The sequence below is a fragment of the Endozoicomonas sp. YOMI1 genome, assembly GCF_024606345.1.
Classification (GTDB): domain Bacteria; phylum Pseudomonadota; class Gammaproteobacteria; order Pseudomonadales; family Endozoicomonadaceae; genus Endozoicomonas.
On sequence record NZ_JAHHPM010000540.1, the window covers coordinates 18,974 to 34,733 of the forward strand.

Annotated in this window: 17 protein-coding genes and 2 pseudogenes; 9 read left to right on the top strand and 10 right to left on the bottom strand. The window is 47.6% G+C overall.

What is annotated here, in order from left to right:
• The first annotated feature begins 17 nt into the window (after window positions 1–17).
• The gene (locus KDK15_RS19180) at window positions 18–206 is read left to right on the top strand and encodes a DUF1668 domain-containing protein (RefSeq protein ID WP_257297003.1); all 189 of its coding nucleotides are present in this window, start codon (window positions 18–20) and stop codon (window positions 204–206) included.
• Window position 207: 1 nt separating this feature from the next.
• On the opposite strand, the pseudogene KDK15_RS21630 reads toward KDK15_RS19180, so the two are convergent.
• The 4 genes and pseudogenes from KDK15_RS21630 to KDK15_RS19195 form a co-directional block, all read right to left on the bottom strand.
• Window positions 208–387 (bottom strand): annotated as a pseudogene (locus KDK15_RS21630) (ankyrin repeat domain-containing protein); the annotation flags it as partial.
• Between the two features lie 34 nt (window positions 388–421).
• Window positions 422–1,117 (bottom strand): ankyrin repeat domain-containing protein, encoded by a 696-nt coding sequence (locus tag KDK15_RS19185; protein WP_257297004.1) that lies wholly within the window; start codon window positions 1,115–1,117, stop codon window positions 422–424.
• Window positions 1,104–1,370: a hypothetical protein gene (locus KDK15_RS19190; RefSeq protein ID WP_257297005.1), complete on the bottom strand. Its 267-nt coding sequence runs from the start codon at window positions 1,368–1,370 to the stop codon at window positions 1,104–1,106. The genes KDK15_RS19185 and KDK15_RS19190 overlap by 14 nt, the downstream gene beginning before the upstream one ends.
• Before the next feature lie 484 nt (window positions 1,371–1,854).
• Window positions 1,855–3,537 carry a hypothetical protein gene (locus KDK15_RS19195; RefSeq protein WP_257297006.1) on the bottom strand — a complete coding sequence of 561 codons (1,683 nt, stop codon included), beginning with the start codon at window positions 3,535–3,537 and terminating at the stop codon, window positions 1,855–1,857.
• A 570-nt stretch (window positions 3,538–4,107) separates the two neighbouring features.
• On the opposite strand from KDK15_RS19195, the gene serB reads away from it, so the two are divergent.
• The 6 genes and pseudogenes from serB (at window position 4,108) to KDK15_RS19230 (ending at window position 8,422) form a co-directional block, all read left to right on the top strand.
• Entirely contained in the window at window positions 4,108–5,373 is a 1,266-nt protein-coding gene (gene serB, locus KDK15_RS19200) for a phosphoserine phosphatase SerB (protein WP_257297007.1), read from the top strand.
• A gap of 166 nt (window positions 5,374–5,539) precedes the next feature.
• A complete protein-coding gene (locus tag KDK15_RS19205) occupies window positions 5,540–5,746 on the top strand; it encodes a CPXCG motif-containing cysteine-rich protein (RefSeq protein ID WP_257297008.1) in 207 nt (68 codons plus the stop codon).
• Window positions 5,747–5,776: 30 nt separating this feature from the next.
• Window positions 5,777–5,974, top strand: coding sequence for a hypothetical protein (locus tag KDK15_RS19210; protein ID WP_257297009.1), 198 nt, complete (start codon window positions 5,777–5,779; stop codon window positions 5,972–5,974).
• A gap of 113 nt (window positions 5,975–6,087) precedes the next feature.
• A pseudogene (locus tag KDK15_RS21080) lies at window positions 6,088–7,005 on the top strand (ABC transporter substrate-binding protein).
• Window positions 7,002–7,460 (top strand): hypothetical protein, encoded by a 459-nt coding sequence (locus tag KDK15_RS19225; protein WP_257297012.1) that lies wholly within the window; start codon window positions 7,002–7,004, stop codon window positions 7,458–7,460. Before KDK15_RS21080 ends, KDK15_RS19225 begins: the two are co-directional and overlap by 4 nt.
• 353 nt (window positions 7,461–7,813) lie before the next feature.
• Window positions 7,814–8,422 carry an ATP-binding cassette domain-containing protein gene (locus KDK15_RS19230; protein WP_257297013.1) on the top strand — a complete coding sequence of 203 codons (609 nt, stop codon included), beginning with the start codon at window positions 7,814–7,816 and terminating at the stop codon, window positions 8,420–8,422.
• On the opposite strand, the gene KDK15_RS19235 is transcribed toward KDK15_RS19230, so the two are convergent.
• The 5 genes from KDK15_RS19235 to epmB all read right to left on the bottom strand — a co-directional run bounded on the left by KDK15_RS19235 (window position 8,412) and on the right by epmB (window position 13,583).
• Window positions 8,412–9,488: a hypothetical protein gene (locus tag KDK15_RS19235; RefSeq protein ID WP_257297014.1), complete on the bottom strand. Its 1,077-nt coding sequence runs from the start codon at window positions 9,486–9,488 to the stop codon at window positions 8,412–8,414. The genes KDK15_RS19230 and KDK15_RS19235 overlap by 11 nt on opposite strands.
• A 117-nt stretch (window positions 9,489–9,605) precedes the next feature.
• Window positions 9,606–10,205, bottom strand: coding sequence for an EAL domain-containing protein (locus tag KDK15_RS19240; protein WP_257297015.1), 600 nt, complete (start codon window positions 10,203–10,205; stop codon window positions 9,606–9,608).
• A gap of 13 nt (window positions 10,206–10,218) precedes the next feature.
• A complete protein-coding gene (locus KDK15_RS19245; protein WP_257297016.1) occupies window positions 10,219–10,410 on the bottom strand; it encodes an EAL domain-containing protein in 192 nt (63 codons plus the stop codon).
• A 99-nt stretch (window positions 10,411–10,509) separates the two neighbouring features.
• A complete protein-coding gene (locus KDK15_RS19250) occupies window positions 10,510–12,168 on the bottom strand; it encodes a hypothetical protein (RefSeq protein WP_257297017.1) in 1,659 nt (552 codons plus the stop codon).
• A 371-nt stretch (window positions 12,169–12,539) separates the two neighbouring features.
• Window positions 12,540–13,583 (bottom strand): EF-P beta-lysylation protein EpmB, encoded by a 1,044-nt coding sequence (gene epmB, locus KDK15_RS19255; protein ID WP_257297018.1) that lies wholly within the window; start codon window positions 13,581–13,583, stop codon window positions 12,540–12,542.
• A gap of 29 nt (window positions 13,584–13,612) precedes the next feature.
• Between epmB and efp the strand changes: the two genes are divergently transcribed.
• Window positions 13,613–14,182 (top strand): elongation factor P, encoded by a 570-nt coding sequence (gene efp / locus KDK15_RS19260; protein ID WP_257297019.1) that lies wholly within the window; start codon window positions 13,613–13,615, stop codon window positions 14,180–14,182.
• Window positions 14,183–14,363: 181 nt separating this feature from the next.
• Window positions 14,364–15,353, top strand: a complete 990-nt coding sequence (epmA, locus tag KDK15_RS19265) for an EF-P lysine aminoacylase EpmA (protein ID WP_257297020.1) — start codon at window positions 14,364–14,366, stop codon at window positions 15,351–15,353.
• Between the two features lie 141 nt (window positions 15,354–15,494).
• On the opposite strand, the gene KDK15_RS19270 is transcribed toward epmA, so the two are convergent.
• Window positions 15,495–15,760 (bottom strand): hypothetical protein (locus tag KDK15_RS19270; RefSeq protein WP_257297021.1); only part of this gene is annotated, 266 nt, incomplete at its 5' end.

Genomic DNA, 15,760 nt, shown 5'->3' on the forward strand with positions numbered 1-15,760 from the left:
ATTTCGGTTAAGAGGTTTTGAACGATGATGGTCGTTATTACGGTAAAGGGGAGTCTGTGAGTATTGGGGAAAAGGTATTTATTCAGACAGGGGGCAAAGGCATCGCGCTGAGTTTGGCGCAGTATGAGGTGGAGGTTTTAGACAATCAAGATGCAAGGCTGTTTCGCCGTACTTATTGGTGGCATCCAAATTCGCCCCCTTTTTAATCAGCTGATTCAGGCATCCGACGTGGCCGTTATAAACGGCCAGGTGCACAGCTGTTTCGCCTGTTTTATTGGCAGCATTAACATTCACTCCCTCGGTTTCAAGCAGCTTTTCCAGGCATCTGCTATGCCCGTTGGCAGCGGTGATATGCAGCGGCGTTTGACCTTCCCCATCGGGGTTTATTGATGTATCTCGGGCCGTTCAGGTGATTGAAAAATTACCAAGAACCTTCTCTGGTAGCAGTGTGCACTACGGTAGTAACATTTGCTCCTTGTTGGAGCAGAACGCCCCGGCCCTTGATGTTTTCCGTCAGAACAGCAATGTACAATGCACCGTTAAGGTCGTTCGCTTCCTCTGTGATCAGAATTTCAAGGCACTCCGTATGCCCTCGCTCGGCGGCAGCGCACAGGGCACCGTTAAGATCGTTAGCTCCCGCTGTCATCAGGGGTTTAAGGCACTGCGTTTGCCCCCGTTCGGCGGCTTCGCGCAGGGCGTTATTAAGGGCAAGTTGGCTGGGTTGATTGCTGATCAGGTATCTAAGGAGTGCAGCATTGCCTTCCAGCACGGCGGTGCGCAGTACGTTATTGATATTCGCCCCAGCCCTGATCAGCATTTGGAAGTCCTCGGTGCGGTGCAGCCGGTCAGCAATGTGCAGGGATGTCTCACCATCCTGATCGGCGGCATTGACATCGGCACCGCAGCCGATCAGGAACCGGACTAAATCAGTATGTTCGTTCTTTATGGCGACAGCTAACGGGTATTCAGGATGACCGGTTAGCACCGAATGGTAAGTCCGATTTGCCAAAGTCTCGTCTTGTCGCAGCAGCATTTTTAGTGTTTCCAGATCTCCGGTACGGCAGGCATTAAACATCATGGTTTCACAATAAGGTGATTCGTCGTCAAGTGGTTTCATACCGTTCATACGAATCAATGATCAATGGCAGTGCCGGTTGCCTGCATGCACATTGGCGTTGGTTAAGACTTCTTACCGACTCTTGTTCACTGTCAAGCCATTCGGTAATGCATTTCAGGTGAAAAACATCGGATGCAGGGCAAGAGGTTTTGACCAGCGAACGCCCACCAACTTGTCCGATATACCCGTCATCCCCCATACAGATAGAACAATTAAAGAATAAGTCTGCCGCGTTGCCCCTGACGCCATCCATCACTTTAGCCTACTTTATGACTCAAGACTGTGGGTAGGGCAACAATCAGCAGAGAAAATTCGATGAAACAGAACTTTGGACGAGGCGTTTTTGAATAGATAGTTTTAGTCGTTTAATTAGTAAACATGAATTACAAACAGAAGATCCTTGGTTGAGAAAAGCCTCCCAAGTATTCAGGTCTTGCAGAGCAGCTATCTGTTTAGCTCAATTTTGCCGTGAAAATCCCCGAGTCAGGCACGAACCACCCTTTACTATGACCGTGTGGCATTTTCATCGTGCGGAGTGACCGGGAAAAATCAGATGACAAATTCTCATGACCGGCGTTGTCTTTCATGAGAGTTTGGCACGATAAACGATAAAATTTGTTAAAAATCGAGGATCTGACCAGAGTTTCAGTATACAGGGCGGCCACTCCCTGGCTTTTAACACTAAAGTTCCGCTATTTTATTATTGCTCACTTTAGAAGGCAGGCCAGGGATGGAAGTCACCCTGAACTGTCCACCGGAGCGGGGACATCCACGACGACTCTGCGGTAGCACTCTTCGCCAAATAACCGCGTGACGATCTTTAGCCAATCCATGTTATAGGAGTTCCTGGCCTCGCCCTTGGACAGTTGCTGCAATTGGTCATCAGAGAGACTCTTAATCCAGCTTTTTACTACTTCCAGACTATTGTTGAAAAAGGATGATTCACGAGGATGGTAATCAATTGGTGCATTATTGTTTTTGGCCGATAGATCCCGGGGAAGCAAATGAGGCAGCTGAAGATAGCAGGCACTATAAACATCTTCTCCCATGATTTCTTTGAATTTTTGTTTAGCATGGTTTTCATACTTAGCTAAAAAAGTGCGATACGTTTCCCAGGCTTTTGTCTTCAAAAAATCGTTCCACCACGGCTTTAGGAATTCAGAGTCATTGTCTGCGCATGAATTATACCAGTCTACCAGAGGATTACCGGATTTGATTTTCAGTTCTATTGTCGATTTTTCTTCCATAAATGCCTGGAATACCTTAAAGGCTTCGTCGGGCATCAGTTTTTTCAGTGCATCCACTGCCCGCTGCTCTCGTACAGCCACGAATTTTCCCAGTTTACGGGCGATTTCTGTTTCCGAGTAGTAAGTGTTTTCCAAGGTTGTGTTGCAGCGTACATGATACCCCAATACTTGTCGTACTTCCATTCCCTGGCAATACCACCCTAAAACCTCTTCTATTTCATCATCATTAACCTCCAATTTAGGATTTGGGATCAGGTAGTTATTATGTTTGTCAAACAGATCTTTTGCTTTCAGTTTGAGGCACTGGGGAATATTCTCGTTATGGGAGCCCGTTCTGCGCCGATCCTGCATGCTTTTCAGCTGCTCCAGTGCCCCCATTTCATATTGAACGATCTGGCTCTTTAATGCCTTCACGGCATCGGTATCTTTTTGTTCGGTCAGGATTTGCTGTAGATCAGGGTTGGATTTGTTCTGGTTATACCACATGCCAAAAAACGTTTCAGGAAATCCTTTGCTCGTTGTTTTGCCTCTTTTTTCTTGAAAGTCTTTAAAAGCTTCCCCGGTCATGATCGCTTCGAGTTGTGCAAGCGTGGTGGCTTCCCGCTCTTGCAATGATTGAGTTTTTTCATGACTGGGGCTGGTGATAATAGACAACCTGGATAGCGTATTCATCATCCGGGTCATCAAGGATGATTCAGGAGCGGCCTCCTCATCGATCCCTGCCGTTGTGACAAGCGTCTCGGAGAGATACTTATTTGAAACAGACTTACCCTCAAAACATGCTGCTGCACTTGATGTGTCATCAGGCGTGTCAGTATTCGGCTGAGCAAAACAGCGAGGAAGCGAGATTTCAGACTCTGCTTTGCCCTCTTGGGCAGCGGTGGTCATTACGTTACTGATATCCCCCCCGGCCTCGGTCAGCATTTGCAAGTAATCGGTGTGGCGCTGCCGGTCAGCAATGAGCAGAGGTATCTCACCATGGTGATCACATTCGCGTTGGTCAAGACTTGTTAACTTCTGCTGTTCATCGTCAATCTTTTTGGTGGTGCATTCCGGGTTGCAGGAGGTTTTGACCAGTGAACGCCCGTCAAGTTGTCCTCTGTTATGCCCGTCGTCATCCTTACAGATATGACAAAAGGAGAAATCTGCTGCGTTGCCACCGACACTATTCATAACACTATCCATCACTTTTGCCTACTTTAGGATTTAAGACTGCAGTTAGGACAACAAGCAACAGAGAAAATTCCTTAAAACAAGAATTATGAACGGATTTTTTTTGAATACACAATTTGCAACAGAGTTTTTTTGGTTGAGAAAAGCCGAGTTCAGGTAGTTCAGGTCTTGCAGAGCAACTATCTGCTTAGCTCCTTGAAAATGAAGGCTTCTCAGGGTTCTCATTCAGGTACTATCATTTAGGTAACGGAACCGGAACCTGATATTCTTATAAACAGATTGTCGTCTGCCTGTTTTTTGGAGTTTGAAAGCGCTGCCGTTAAGAACTCTTTGCAGTGAGTTCTTTTATGAGGTCTTCATGTTGTTACGTCCGATTTATTTTGTTTTTTCTTTCAGTATGTGTAGCAGAAATGGTTACCTGGTGTCATTATTCCTGTCCCCAATTTTGTCCCCACTCGATAAAAACATCAGCGACAATATGAACAAAAGTACACATTTTGATGGCTAAAAAATAACTTATTTATCAATAAATTAGTGATTATGAAAACAATTACGCACGTGCAGAAGCAAGTGAGCGATATAATACAGATTAATGTGACTGGCCGGGACCAGCCGGGACTCACCTCATCCATCACCTCTATTATGGCCGACTACGGTCTGGAAATTCTGGATATTGGTCAGTCGGTGATTCACGATGCCCTGGCCTGGGGAATTCTTGTTCGTCTTCCAGACCAGGCTTCAGGCGGTGATTCTGCTCTTGCCAATAGAATACTGAAAGATCTTCTTTTCCATTTCCATGAAAGTGATTTGCAGTTCAGTTATCAACCGGTAGTCGAAGATGAATACGAGCACTGGGTCTCTGAACAAGGCAGGAATCGTTATATATTGACGCTGTTATCCCGTAATGTCACAGCGGAGCAAATCGCCAGGGTGTCTGGTATTACGGCCGCTCATGGACTGAATATTGACCATATTTCCCGCCTTTCCGGTCGGCGATCGCTGCGCAATGATAAAAAGACGGATAAAAAAGACAGCCATCGTTCATCATGCCTGGAGTTTTCGGTCTGGGGTACGGCTCCTGATCAGGAAAAGCTAAGGGCTGACTTTCTCAATCTTACCGCTGACTTGGATGCTGATGTAGCATTTCAGGAAGACAGTGTTTATCGGCGTAACTGTCGGCTGGTTGTCTTTGATATGGACTCCACCCTGATTGAGGCGGAAGTTATCGACCTGCTTGCGGAGGCCGCAGGTGTGGGTGATCAGGTAGCAAAGATCACTGAAAGAGCCATGCAGGGTGAGCTGGATTTTAATGACAGCTTTCGTGAACGTCTGGCGATGCTAAAGGGGCTGGATGAGTCTGTGCTGGCCGGTATTGCCAGACATCTGCCGTTAACCGAAGGTGCAGAAACGTTGATTCGTACCCTCCGTTTACTGGGTTATCGTACGGCTATTTTATCGGGTGGGTTTACCTATTTTGCCCGATATCTTCAGGAAAAACTGGGCATAGACCATATCCACGCCAATGAACTGGACCTGGTGGGTGGCAAGGTTACCGGCCAGGTGAAAGGCGACATTGTTAATGGTGAACGAAAAGCCACATTACTGAAGCAGATTGCGGCTGAAGAGGGCATTTCCCTGAATCAGGTTATTGCTGTGGGTGATGGTGCCAATGATCTGCCAATGCTCAGTGTGGCCGGGCTGGGAATTGCCTTTCGGGCCAAGCCGATGGTGAAGCAAACTGCGCGGCAGTCAATTTCAACCTTGGGGCTGGACAGTATCCTTTATCTGTTGGGCTTTAGTCAGAAAGATCTGGAGTCGCTTGGTAATTGTCCCTGAATAACTTCCTTTTTTGCCACGGAGGTACCGAGAACAGAAAAAATCTATTCCTCCGTGATTCCGTGTCTCTGTGGCAAAGTTATTTCTTGACTGGATAGTATCGGAAATCTGGAAGTTAATTCAGGACAGTTCCTTAATACCCCCTGACTGAGAAAAGGTGTTCGCGATGGATGAGTGGATAAGCTGGCAGGATCATTGCCCGTATTGTGGAGAGCCAATCGAATTGCTGTTGGATGCGGGTTTTACGGAAACGGATGAATCATTGCTTTACACTGAAGATTGTCAGGTGTGCTGTCGTCCAATGGTTGTGACGCTGGCCATCGATGAAGACGGTAACCATTATTGCCAATTAACGACAGAGTCTGGCTTTTGATATGAAAAGTAATATGAACACCCTAAGGACATGGAGCAAGCCACAACCGCTTTGGTCATGGCTACCGTCGCTTTTATCAGCATTGCCAGTGCTACCGAGGCAAAAAAGATGCCCGAAGCTACGCCCCAGAAAATAGTTGAGCAATCGAAAGGGCAGACGGTTTATTTCAATGCCTGGGGGGGAGTGAACAGATCAATGATTATATTGACTGGGCTACCGATCAGGTAGACAAGCGCTACGGTATTGCACTAAAACATGTCAAAGTCAGTGATACGTAAAACGTCGTTAGTCGTGTACTTACGGAAAAAACAGCCGGACGAAACAGTAATGGCACCATTGATCTGGTATGGATTAATGGTGAAAACTTCCGTTCCATGAAGCAAAACGGGCTGTTGTTTGGCCCTTTTGTCCGGGACTTACCCTCGTTCAAGGGAGTGGACCCGCAAGAGAACCCCTCCACGGTGCTCGACTTTGGGGAGCCTGTTGATGGCCTTGAAGCGCCCTGGGGTATGGCGCAACTGGTGTTTATTTATGATACCGATACGTTTTCCCGAAAAGAAACAGTCCCGCCAGCCAATGCCTCAGAACTTCTTGAGTTTGTCAGAAAGCATAAAGGGCGTGTGACGTCCCCCTTGCCGCCCGATTTTGTGGGTACGACGTTTCTGAAGCAATTGTTGAGTGAGTTGACACCAAAACCCGTTGTGCTGTTAAAGCCCGTTTCTGAGGCGGATTTCGATGCGGTAACCTCCCCTTTATGGTGATATCTTGATGAACTTCACCCGTTATTGTGGCGAGAGGGCGAGACGTTTCCAGCCAATAATCTGGCGCTGACACCCATGCTGGATGACGGTGAAATTTTACTCTCAATGACCTTTAATCCAGCCTATGCCAGCTCTGCTATTGCCAGTGGAGAGTTGCCAGAAACGGTGAGAACCTATGTTCATGATGTGGGTACACTGGGAAACACCCATTTTCTGGCGATTCCTTTTAACAGTGATTCAACAGTGGCAGCACAGGTCGTCATTAATTTTCTGCTATCACCGGAGGCCCAGGCACACAAAGCTAACCCGTATGTGTGGGGAGACCCTACGGTGCTCAGCATGAGCCAGTTAAAGGGTATTGAACGCAAACGCTTTTCGAGTTTGCCCCTGGGACCGGCAACCCTGTCTCCTGAAGCGTTAGGTAAAGTGCTTCCGGAGCCTCATAGCTCCTGGGTCGCTGAACTTGAGGATGCCTGGAAGGCAAGTCATCGCCAGTGAGTTTGTTGATAAAGTGTGAAAAGCAAGTATCTGTCAGGTCTGTTTCATGGTTGCTGGCTTTAGGGTTGGTGGCGCTGTTTTTATTTCCGGTCCTGGCCGGGTTGGGCAGTATTATGCTGCCTGCCTTTGGGTATATGCCGATTTTGGGGTTTGACACATTTAGCCTCTCTGCCTGGCAAATGCTGCTGGAAACACCTGCGCTTATCGAGATGCTGTTGCTCAGTCTCTGGACCTCTGTTTCATCCACTCTGCTATCCCTGTTCCTTGCTTTTGGTGTCATCTGTTGCACCTGGGGAACGCCCCTTTGGCATAAGGTTCAGCGGTGGTTGGCACCCTTGATGGCTGTGCCCCATGTGGCACTGGCTTTTGGGGTCATGTTTGTGTTGATGCCCAGTGGTTTGCTGGTCCGGCTTATTGCTGTTTTTGCCGGGTGGAGTTTCCCCCCTGACTGGTAGACCATTCAGGACCAATACGGCATAAGTCTGATACTTATTCTGATTATTAAAGAAACACCTTTTTTGATGTTTATGATGGCTGCGTCTGTCGTGCAGTTACCTGTCGCTGATACGCTGAAATTGGGAGGCAGCCTGGGATATCAGCCAGGTGTTATCTGGCTTAAGCTGATATGGCCGCGCCTTTATCCGATGATTCGTTTGCCAGTGTATAACGTATTGGCGTTCGCAATCTCTGTGGTGGATGTGGCACTGGTTATTGGGCCTGCAAACCCTCCGACAATTGCTTATGCTATGGCTTTTTTCCTGAGCTATTGGACAATTAGAAGTGGACGTTTTGCCAGGAGACTCAACTCTTGAGCCTGATTCTTGATCAAAATGATATCACGCTGAATGGCCAGAAGCTTTTGGATAAAATCTGCTGTTGTGTGGACGCTGGTGAAGTGCTTTCGGTACTGGTACCCGGGGGTTGCGGCAAAAGCAGTTTGTTAAATCTGATTTGCGGGACGTTGCCAAACAGTTTTGGTTTCTCAGGACAAGTGACTTTAGACGGGGTAGTGCTCAATAACCTGCCTCCCTATAAACGACAGGTAGGCCTGCAGTTTCAGGATCATTTGTTGTTTCCCCATATGACGGTGGGGGAGAATCTGGCCTTTGCGTTACCTGTACACTACCGGAAATCCCAGCGCCGGGAAAGCGTCGAGCAGGCGCTGGCTGACTGCGGGATGTCAGGCTTTTTTGAGCTGAATCCATTCATAAAAGCAAGAATCAGCCTGATGCGAACTTTGTTATCCGAACCCAAAGCCCTGCTGCTGGATGAGCCTTTTTCCAAGTTGGAGGCATCTCTGAGAAGCAGCTTTCGGCACTTCGTCTTTCAACAGATTCAGAGCCGAAGTATTCCTGCTCTTATGGTGACCCATGATGAACAAGATATTCCTGATAAAGGCTTATTGCTTAAGCTCTGATAATTGATTTTGCAGTGGGTAGAAATATATCGGTATTGGCAAAGAAATCAGAGGTAGCAGAGCCCTGGGGAAGCTCCGGATAAGGTGATCTGAGAATAAGTGCCATACTATTGTCAGCGTCGATTAATTGTACGGCGTGCTCGAACTGGGTTGCATCCATTAAGTAGAAATGGCCGGGTTCATTAGATTCAATGGTTACCAGCTTATCATTGTGTCGTATTGTTAACGTTCGTTTACCTGCCAGATTGATACAAGCCACCAGCTGGCCTACCTTGCCCTTATCCACATGCCAGCCAAGACAGTGATTCGATTGTGGCAGGGAGTTATTTTCAGGGTTTTCAGATTGGTGATAATAAAAATTGATAGAAGTCAGGCGCAGGGCATTCTGGCCAAAATAGTGTTTAATGTCAGGGTTGTGGGTGTGAAGATCATTCACCAGAGTAATAATGGTTTCATGGCTGGCAGCCAATATTTCCCGGTCCGGTTCTTCTGCTGGCATTGGGATTTCCCATGAGCGTATAAGCCCGGCATCACCGTGACACATATACGTGGCTTGTGAACTCGGTTGTTTTGCCAGATAGGATTCCCATCTGGGAAGGAGATTGACTGTAGCATTCCCTTGTCGAGTTATTTTTTTGTGGTGTGGGAAGCCCATTGCCTCTATTTCACGATTAATGCCTTCGATTAATGCCGGGTCAATATAACCGGTCATGATCGTTTCCTGAGAACCACGAATATTAGGCGCACTAATTTTCTGGCATTTATAACAAACAGGCTGTTCTTTGTTCTGAATTATGGGATTGGTTTCTTTTCTGTTGGTCACCTGGGGGGGGGACTGGAGTAACTTGGCCGTCGATGGTCTTAACGAAATAGTTCTCTGTTTATTCCCTGATGGAGTCACTTTAGTGATTGGGTTATCCATTGTGGATAAGCAAGTCTTACCAGGTTTGTCCTGGTTATTATTCTTTCTTATCTTTTTCCCCTTGATGGACACATCGGATAAAGAATGCGCAGAAAAAAAGGCCTCTGCGCCTGTATGAGGTCGTTTGTGAGAGCGAAGAATCATAACGAATAAAATCCTTAGCATTCTTATTCGAAAGATAAATATAGAAGAATGGTCAGAAATTGCCCGCTTAAACCAGACAGAGCTGTTACACGCCCTGTCTGCCGTTAATTATTTCTTTCAGACAAAGTCAAAGTCCATCGTTTCTATTGGCCCCTGAATATAATACCCCTGTGCATAATCAACGCCCATCCGCCATAAGTGAGCCAGTGTCTGGGTACTTTCTACCTTTGGCACAATACTGCGAATATTATGTTCTTTGAGGATATCCAGCATTTTGATGATGTCCTCATCACTGTTTTCTTCCAACCTGCTGGTGAAGCTGCCGTCCAGGCGAACAAACTGGATATCAAGATGCTTCAGCATCTTCATGGAACGTGAGTCACCCTGAAATCGGGTAATGGCAAGCTGGCAGCCAATATTGTGAATAGCTTCAGAAAAATCCACAATACGTTTCAGCTGTTGTAGCACTATGGACTCTGGCAATTGCAGTACAATACTGTCGGGCGGCAGCTCTGTTGCTTTCAACAGGCCGGAAAGATATTGGGCTAACTCGGTTCCCTGGATGGACAGGTGACTCAGGTGAATCAGCAACCGAACGGTTTGTCCCTGTTTATGGACCTGTGCCAACTGGCGCACACATTGACGAAGAACCCAGCGATCAATGTGCGGCATCAGGCTTGATGATTCTGCCGCTGCCATGCAACGTGCTGGCTTCAACCACCTCACCCTGTTAAGTGTGAAAGCGCAGGAAGACTTCATACTGCTTTTCTTCTGAACCGGTGATGTTGATGACAGGCTGGAACATCAGACGGAATGAATCCTGTGACAGTGCCTGACGGATCATTGCCTGTACATCGCCATCCCTGGCTTTCTCATCGAGTTCTTCCGTTTTGGAATAGCGGCAAAGACGTTCCTCAGCCATCCGCACAATAGATCTCTGTATGGAGATTATAGGGCACCTCCACGGAATTGTGACAGGCACCGGGAACTTGATTACCGATATCAGGAATAATGAAAGCTCTTATCCAAACAGCTTAAATTGGTACTGGCTCCAGGTTGGTGTTGTATTAATGCAGCTCATGAGTTGACCTTTCAGCAGAGTATCATTTTGAATCAACTCAAATTTAGCACCCTCCCTGCCGGACAGACTGGGTATGATCAGAGAGGCCTCGTTGGGGTCAGTTAACATCAGTGATCTCTGGAAGTGGCTTGCTTCCTGAGTTTTGTGTATCAATGATATGGCCACTGGCTCTATTGATGTGGTGATAAGATTGACACCAAAAGTTACTTCATTCTGCCCTGAAATACCCAACCAGCGCACACTGTAAAGGGTCCATGGCGACTCGTTATTTTGACGGATGCCAATAAGTTCACCGGCATGAAACTGTTTGGGTAACTTGCTGTTGATTTTCAGGCAGAACCCGGTGTGGCTGCTGTTGATGATCTTGGCTTGCAATGCAGAGAGGTACTTATCATCCAGGGTCTCTTCAGTATTAAAGGTAATTATTTCGCCAGCTGAAGGGCTGCTTTGCTTATCTTCATCTCTGATTTCAGCGTCATGAGCCTGTGACCAGACATCATCAGACTGCTCTGAGAAGTTACTCTTGCCAGCAGCGTCAGAATGAATGGCAATAATGTCCTCAAAGCTCCGCTTACCTGAGAGATGATAATGAAGCCCGGTAAATCCAAAGCAGGTTTCACATTGGTCCGAAGCGACTCTGCGTGGACTGGATCGCTTTTGGATCGGTCCCCAGCTTGATAGGAGATGTTGGATCAATTCGGTTGGCAACACTTTTGCCGCTTTGGGATCTTCTTTTATTTTTGCCAGGTGTGTGGTCAGTACTCTGATATTCAGACCAATCACGCCCGGATGCACTTTATCAGGCTCCGGTAATGCATATTCAAGGCCTTCGTCACAGTTGAGGCGTGCTGAAAAATAGGTTTTTATGCCAGACTCGGGCTGGATTTTGCCGTGGTTGATCCAGAGGCTTAAAATTTCCCAGACCTGTTGGATTTCACTGGGTGATAATTGATCGGTATTACTGCGTGACAGCATCAGGGCTCGTTTATAGAGGTTTTCCAACGACATGGGACTGGATTTGGGTGCATAAGGATCTTCCTGTTGGAAGCCCTGATGATTATGTCTTCTGGCAAGCTGGTATAATGTATGCAGTTCAAGCCACAGGCGTTCAGGCGCGGGGCGATAAAGCAGACAATGGAATAAATATGCTGCAGCACTCTCCGAAATAGCCCGATGCAGTGCAGCTGCGAGCATATTGGTATGCTCTTTATTATCCAGACAGCACTGAACCACGGCTTTATAGACGTTTGCCAGCCCCATATACAGGCGCTTGCACAGATCAAACCAGCCCTGTTGACTTGATTCAAAAGTAATGTATCGCTGTAGGTGTCGTTGATAGCTATTGGCTGCTGTTGAAAGTGAAGGTGATCGGATGGCTTCTGCAAGCGCAAATAGCTCATCAGGGGGGCAGTCAAGCCTGGCCAGTTCATCCAGAGCGTTAACCAGGCGCTCTCCACTTTGCTGATGATCAGTGAGAGACAGTCCATTAAGCCACTGTTCCAGCTTATTGCTGTTTGACTCTGGCCCATCAGGACAAAATGAAAGAGAGCTAAGGCTACGGCTGGGTAGATCCAGTGAAGGAGTATCTGAAGATTCCATTCTTTAATCCCAATATCAGGGCACTGACATCCTGTCAGTAACGGTTCTTTATCAATCTTTTTATTGAAACAATGCCACGTTTCTGGGTGATAACGTCGTTTATTAGTGGCATTCCACCCGTTTTTTCCAGTAGTGGACTCTACTTATGATAATTGTACTTATACTAATATGCCAGTCTAGCCCTGTATTTCAGCAAGTTTTATCGTTTTTATCTAACGGTGTGATCAATGCCTGACTTTTGTTAAGGAATTGCCCCTGAATAACTTGCTCTTTTTTGCCACGGAGGCACGGAGTCACATGAGGAAAAGATTTTTTCTTTACTGGATAACATCAGAAATGTGGAAGTTATTTCAGGACAGTTTCTGAAATTGTCAGGATATCCATGTTTTGCCGGGTCTGCCGGGAATTTCCCGAACCAGTCTGGGAACTAGGTAGCCCGGACAGTTAGCCATTACCTCTTTTAGAAGGCGGGTAGCTTTAACGTCCGGTATATCAAAATGAGCTGCGCCATGTACCGGGTCTAACAGGTGCAGGTAGTAAGGGAGTACCCCAGCTTTAAACAACGCTTCGCCAAGTTGAATAAGAACGGAAGCACTATCATTAACTCCCTTGAGCAACACGGCCTGGTTCAATAGTGTCACGCCAGCCTGTTTGAGCCGGAACATGGCTTGACCAACACTGTCATCGATCTCGTTGGCATGGTTGGCATGAATAACCATCACAGGCTGCAGGCGCTGTTTGGCAAACCAGTTGATCAGTTCATCGGTTACCCGGTCAGGAATCACAACGGGCAATCGGGTGTGAATGCGCAGTGTGGCAACATGATCAATAGCATTCAGCTCGACAGCAATTTTTTCCAGCCGACGGTCACTGTTGGCCAAGGGGTCTCCACCACTGAGAATCACCTCCTTTATGCTGGTATCAGAGCGAATGTACTCTATGGCATTGCTCCAGCTGTCCCGGTCCAGCCGGTTATTCTGATACGGGAAATGTCGGCGAAAGCAGAAGCGGCAGTTAACCGCACAGGCCCCGCCCACGATCAGCAACAGCCTGCCATGGTATTTATGGATGACACCATCGGTTGGATTCTGCGACTGCTCAGCCAGCGGATCCAGGCCATAACCCTCGATGTGTTCACACTCTTCGCCAACAGGCAGTACCTGCCTCAGCAAAGGGTCGTCGGGATTCCCCGCCACCATTCTGTTGATATAGGCATGGGGTACTCTCAGTGGAAATTCCTGACAGGCTTTTAATGCCGGTGATAATAGCCCCGGACTCAGCTGCAGCATCGCCAGCAACTGCTCCGGGGAGGTGATGGCCCCTGCCAGTTGCTCCTGCCAGCAGCCGAAATCGCCGATTTTCTGCGTGCTTATCTGCGCCCTCGACTGCACACTGGGCTCCGAACGGGTTATCATAGGGATTTTTGATCTCCTGGTAAGGTCCAATGGCTAGTTATAGTACCAATGAGTTTCGTTCAGGTCTTAAAGTAATGCTTGAGGGCGATCCCTGCTCGATCATTGAGAACGAATTTGTAAAACCCGGAAAAGGTCAGGCATTCAACCGGGTTAAATTCCGTAACCTGATATCCGGTCGCGTCTGGGAACGTACTTTCAAATCCGGCGAAAGTCTGGAAGCGGCAGACGTTATGGAGCTGGATATGGAATACCTCTACACCGACGGTGAATTCTGGCATTTCATGATGACTGACGGTTCCTACGAACAACATGCAGCCAGCCGTGAAGCCGTGGGTGACACCATCGATTGGCTCAAAGAGCAGGGAGTATACTCGGTTACTCTTTATAATGGTGCCCCTCTTTCGGTTTCAGCGCCTAATTTTGTGGAACTGCAGGTGGTGGAAACCGATCCGGGCCTGAAGGGCGATACTGCCCAGGGCGGCTCCAAGCCGGCCAAGCTGAGCACTGGCGCGGTGGTTAAGGTGCCTCTGTTTATTGTTGAAGGCGAAGTTCTGAAAATTGATACCCGTACTGGCGAATATGTTGGTCGGGTGAAGTAATTTATTACCATTAACAGTATTCACTGTAAGGGAAATTGCCCAATAACGTAGAGAACCTGTAATTGCTACCTGGTCATCCACATCAAACCCTGCCACTCCGGCAGGGTTTGTTTTTTATAGCGCTACAATTGCTGGCACTATTCATTTAACGTAAATAATGACTATTACTCTGGAGTGGCCTATGTCCAAAGATCTATGGTGCCCATCTGCATCCATGATGGCTCTTAGAGAGCGAGCGGGGTTATTGCATCAGGTAAGGGCTTATTTTGATGCCCGGGGAGTCATGGAAGTGGAAACCCCGATGCTCTCTAGCAGCGCTACTGTGGACGTTTATATAGATAGCTTTGCCACAGAGTTCAGTCCCATTGGTCATGGCAAGTCACAGCTTTGTTACCTGCACACCTCGCCAGAGTTTGCCATGAAGCGGCTGCTGGCAGCAGGCAGTGGAGATATTTACTCTCTGGGACGGGTCTTCAGAAATGGTGAAGCCGGAGGGCGTCATAATCCGGAATTTACCATGCTGGAATGGTACCGCATTGGTATGAATGACCGGCGGTTGATGGATGATGTTGCCGATTTGCTGAGCAGTGTCTGCAACTTCCGGGAGGTCAGGCGATGCAGCTACGGGGAGCTGTTTGAAAAGTACCTGGGAGCAAACCCGTATATCGCGACTGATGAAGTGCTGAGCCAGCTGGTCAGGGATAAGGTGGACGCCAAGCTTCAGGGGCTTGAAAGAAGTGACTGCCAGGATCTTCTGTTCTCAAAATTTGTTGAGCCGAACCTTGGGTCTGGAGATTCAGAAGTGTTGGAAGGCTACTTTGTCTATGACTATCCGGCCACCATGTCAGCATTGGCCAGATTATCCACCAATCGGGATGGGCATCCGGTAGCTTCACGCTTTGAGCTGTTTGTTAACGGGGTCGAGCTGGCCAATGGCTACCATGAACTGCTGGATGCAGAGGAACAGAAGAAACGCTTTGAAGAAGAACAGCAAAAACGTCAGGAGCGAGGCTATGACATCTACCCCTATGATAAGCACATGGTGGCGGCACTGGCTCACGGAATGCCCGACTGTGCGGGCGTAGCGATGGGTATTGACCGGCTTCTTATGTTGATGCTCGCTACAGGCGATATTGCGGATGTGCTGGCATTTGATTTCAGCCGGGCATAATGAACGATGAATATGCGCTTTCAAGAGATGATGAATATGCGCTTTCAAGAGATTAAGCCATGTTGAATGGCAGAGCCACACCTGAACAGTTGGTGATTTTCGAAAAGACGCCCGGGTTCATGTAAGCATTTTTTTGTTGTATCAATCTGAAATAAAAACACTTGTCATTACATTTGGTTTGAGTAGAATACGCCGCTCTTTGACGGGCTCTCCGGAAACGGTCACCCAAGGATCAGCAGCATGAACCTTCATCGCTGAGCGTGAAGTACGGTTTGAAGATGGGTTGTTTGGAAATAAACGAAAAACAACCGGTTGACAAATCAAACCGGCGAAGTAAGATGCGCCTCTGCTGACAGGTTTTCTGGCAGCTTTATCAGTCTCGTGACAGAGAGTGAAAGCTTCTGAAA